We start from the raw sequence: 4,269 nt of genomic DNA, 5'->3' as shown, positions 1-4,269 counted from the left end.
GACCTTTAAGATAAAGGTCTTTTTAAAATATTAACTAAGCATATTAACTAGTCGGCTCTTATTTAAGCTCAACTGTCGCGCCATTTTCGATATTGGCGTAAACTTCTAATACGTCCCAGTTGGTTAGACGTACACAACCCGCTGATGCTTGGCGACTGATACCTTCAGGTTTGGGCGAACCGTGAATGCCATAAGAAGGCTTTGATAAACCCATCCAGACGACGCCAACAGGGTTATTTGGCCCTGGTGGTAACATATGTACTTTCTTATCGCTGCCTTCACCGACAGTGGCTTTATACCATGGCATCTTAACTCTATTAATGATCTTAAAGGTGCCTTGTGGCGAAGGAGTGGCAGCACTACCAATCGTCGTTGGATAAGTAGCAACCAGCTTATCACCATTATAAGCATATAGTGTTTTGCTCGCTTTATCGGCAACCACGCGATTGATACGCTCGTTGAGCGGCTTGCGTGTATTTAGTACAGTAATAGTTTCGCCCGCTTGATAGTTTTTATTTTTATTCAACTTATCAAGATAGCGTATGTCCATATGGAAGCGCTCGGCAAGCATCTCTTTAATATCTTGATAATATAACCCTTTTACTTTTGACTTTGCTTCTGAGCCTGAAGGCGTGGTCAAAAAGTTGGTTTTGATATCATCATCAGTCAACGTGTAAGTGACTAGAACAGGCTTATTGGCAGGGATATTTTTAGTTAGCGCATCCCACGTTTTTTGATCCATCGTGCCAGTCGCTGGCAAACCTTTCATCGTTTGAAAGTTGATTAACGCCTTTTTACTATTCATGCCCCAGCCACCATCGATTGGACCAGGAGAAGCGTGGTTCCAGTCAAGCAATGCTTGCATCTTAATAGTCATCGCTGAATTGACTTTCATGTTCGGCGACCACGTAGCGTTATTTACTTGCTTAGCATAGTTTGACAAGTTGAGCGTGGTATATCTTTTACCATCTTTGTCTTCGATGTTTTTGATCGCAGGATCATTATTGAAGTCTAGACTCTTTTCGTACTGAGGCATCTCAAAAGTTGAAGGATCTGTTGCATCCATAGATGAGATATCGCTCGGAGCTGCTACCGCCTGACCTTCACTAATATCATCGGTACGATCAGATTGCTCGTCCTTACGTGTCAGCTCGGCTGCGCTCATGTTGTCCGCAGCGACTGGCTCGCTTGTTGATTGTGCTTTATTTTTTTGTTTAGTATCGATCAGATCACCCATGCTATCAGTAGTCTGAGGCTGGATGTTCGGCGTAGCAACTGAGTTATTTTTATCAATTGAAGTGCTACGACTCTCTTGTACATCAAGACTTGCTAGTACAGCAATGTCAGGTAATTTGTCAGCTGTGCGTACTGGCATCGTGCGCGTATCATTATTGGTAGCAGCAAGAGCATTGAGACTCATACCAGCGCTAATAACAGCGATAGACATAGAGGTAATAAGAGGTTTTATTTTCATCATATTTGACCACAGTAGGTTATTACAATGGAGCTATTATGCGCACAATTAAGATTCTAAGCAAACTTTTGATACATCTTTTTGTGCCTGTAGAGTGCTAAGCGTCAACAGCTGACGTATGACCTACAATATAGTTATATTTGGCTGATATTTTAGCTGGCATGTTGCTCAAACTGTTTGACCAGTAAGTTTTAAGTAATATTGTTGTCCCATAAAAAAATCTTAAAAAATGAATAAATGCTGATTAGTTATTAAATAATCCTTAATTAATGCGATTACTATAAATAGCTGTAAACTCTTATTTTGAGGTTTTATTAAAGTAAGGTTTATAGTCATTGGCGCTATATGGTGTTTACGTCTATAATGCATGCAAAGCGTTTTATTTAATCCACTATCATGTGACTAATAAGCATGTAATCAACAAGGTGCGATATGTCAGAACACCAAACTATGAGTGCAGAAGAATTTCAAAATCAATATTCTGATGATCAAGAGTCTCAAGATTTTGAGCAAGATCTACAAGATAGATTAGACACAAATGAGACGAGTCTAATCACTGAGGACAATCAGTTTGCAAACTTACATGGCGAGCTTGAAGAGGCGCGTGAACAGCTACTGAGCATACGTGATTTTATTCGTTTTTCAGTCACTCAGTTACGTAATTATGATGTAGTTGTGGCACAAGGTACTACTGACGAGTTTGCTGAAGCATCAGCGATAGTTTTGCATTCTTTATCTTTGGATTGGGCAGCCAATGAGCAGATACTAGATTGTCGTTTGACAATGTCAGAAAAGCAGCTGGTACTAAGCTTACTAGAAGAGCGTATTGCCGAACGTAAACCGCTGAGCTACCTTATTAATTTGGCTTATTTTTGTGATCTGCCTTTTTATGTCGATGAACGCGTTCTTATTCCGCGCTCGCCTATAGCGGAGTTGATTCGCCAGCAGTTTCATCCATACTTTGATGTCAATGAGCTTGCCAAGCCACTAGGTGCCACCATTAACGGTCAACCAGCTGTGTTTTATGATCATGGGCTTGATATGAAGCAATTATCACAACCAGAGCGCATTTTAGATCTATGCACTGGTTCTGGTTGTATTGCCATTGCACTTGCGACACGTTTCGTTGATGCCCTAGTCGATGCGGTCGATATTGATAAGGGAGCGTTAGAGGTGGCGATGGTCAACGTTGATCATCACGATCTTGGTCATCAAGTCAACGTGATTGAATCAGATCTATTTGCGAAGATTCCAGCTGAAAATCAATATGAGCTTATTGTGACCAATCCTCCTTATGTTGATGCTGCTATCATGGCCGACTTGCCACCTGAGTTTTTGTATGAGCCTGAGCATGCACTGGCTGCTGGACAAGATGGATTGGATTTGGTGCATCGTATTTTATTTGAAGCGCCAGAATATCTAAGTCCTGAAGGCTTGTTAGTGTGTGAAGTGGGTGATGTTAGTGTGTGAAGTGGGTGATAGTGAGTGGGCGCTCAGACAAGCTTATCCAGACATTCAGTTTGATTGGCTAAAGTTTGCGCTCGGTGGTCATGGTATTTTTGCGATTACTTTTGATGAGCTGATGGCGCATCATGAATTGTTCGCGCATTACGTACAGTTGTTAGATAACAGTCAGTAATGAGTCAGCGCTTTTGATCCATTAGTAAGTACATATAAACAGATTTTTATTGGTTTAGGGATAGATATGGCAGGTAATAGTATTGGTCAGGTTTTTACCGTCACCACTTGCGGTGAGTCGCATGGCGTAGGTTTGTTGGCTATCGTTGATGGCATACCTCCAGGTTTAGCATTATCTGCAGAAGATTTACAGGTAGATTTAGACCGCCGCAAGCCAGGTACCTCTAAGTATTCAACCCAGCGCCGTGAGTCTGATGAAGTTGAGATTATCTCTGGTGTATTTGAAGGTAGAACCACTGGTACCTCTATCGGTCTGCTGATTCGTAATACCAATCAAAAATCAAAAGACTATAGTGAGATTAAAGATACTTTTCGTCCAGGACATGCCGACTATACTTATAGTATGAAGTATGGCTTTCGCGACTATCGCGGCGGCGGTCGCTCGTCAGCCCGTGAGACGGCGATGCGGGTCGCTGCCGGTGCTATCGCTAAGAAATATTTGCAAGAGCGCTTGGGTGTACAAATTCATGGTCATGTAACTCAAATCGGTAATGAGTATAGCAACGTCACAGACCCTAGCCAAATCGATTGGGAGTTTGTAAATAGCAATCCGTTTTTCTGTGCCGATAAAGAAGCTATTGGTCGCTTTGAGACATTGATAGACAACCTACGCCGAGAAGGTACTAGCTGTGGCGCACGCTTAGAAGTTATTGCCAGTGACGTACCAGTGGGACTTGGCGAACCCGTATTTGATCGCTTAGACGCTGATATTGCCCACGCAATGATGAGCATCAATGCGGTAAAAGGGGTAGAGATTGGTGATGGTATGGCGGTAGCTGGACAGTTTGGGCATAGCTCTCGTGATGAGCTGACCCCAGATGGCTTCACTGCCAATCATGCTGGCGGTATCTTAGGTGGTATCTCGTCGGGTCAGAATATCAGCGTCAGTATCGCCCTTAAACCGACCTCTAGCATTACTACCCCTGGTAAGAGTATAAATACAGACGGTGAAGCAATCGATATGCTAACCAAAGGTCGTCATGATCCTTGCGTTGGAGTACGTGCCACACCTATCGCTGAGGCTATGCTAGCAATCGTCTTGCTCGATCATTATCTGCGCCATCGTGGTCAAAACGCAGATGTTAAACCGCCGGTAG

At 42.8% G+C, this 4,269-nt stretch carries 2 protein-coding genes and 1 pseudogene; 2 read left to right on the top strand and 1 reads right to left on the bottom strand.

Translation table 11 applies throughout. From position 1 onward, the window contains the following. Positions 1–58 precede the first annotated feature (58 nt). A complete protein-coding gene (locus PENNN9_RS12130) occupies positions 59–1,477 on the bottom strand; it encodes a L,D-transpeptidase family protein (protein WP_227511824.1) in 1,419 nt (472 codons plus the stop codon). Between the two features lie 429 nt (positions 1,478–1,906). On the opposite strand from PENNN9_RS12130, the pseudogene PENNN9_RS12125 reads away from it, so the two are divergent. Both PENNN9_RS12125 and aroC read left to right on the top strand, forming a co-directional pair. Continuing rightward, positions 1,907–3,113, top strand: a pseudogene (locus PENNN9_RS12125) (HemK family protein methyltransferase). A 66-nt stretch (positions 3,114–3,179) separates the two neighbouring features. After that, positions 3,180–4,269: chorismate synthase (gene aroC, locus PENNN9_RS12120; RefSeq protein WP_058369913.1), on the top strand; the 1,090-nt coding region annotated here is incomplete at its 3' end.

Source organism: Psychrobacter sp. ENNN9_III (genome assembly GCF_001462175.1).
Taxonomy (GTDB): domain Bacteria; phylum Pseudomonadota; class Gammaproteobacteria; order Pseudomonadales; family Moraxellaceae; genus Psychrobacter.
This window is presented reverse-complemented; position numbering and strand designations above follow the sequence as displayed.

Bases quoted from the DNA above. Each gene is read 5' to 3' on its own strand.
- PENNN9_RS12130 (WP_227511824.1), bottom strand. From the start codon at position 1,477: ATGATGAAAATAAAACCTCTTATTACCTCTATGTCTATCGCTGTTATT.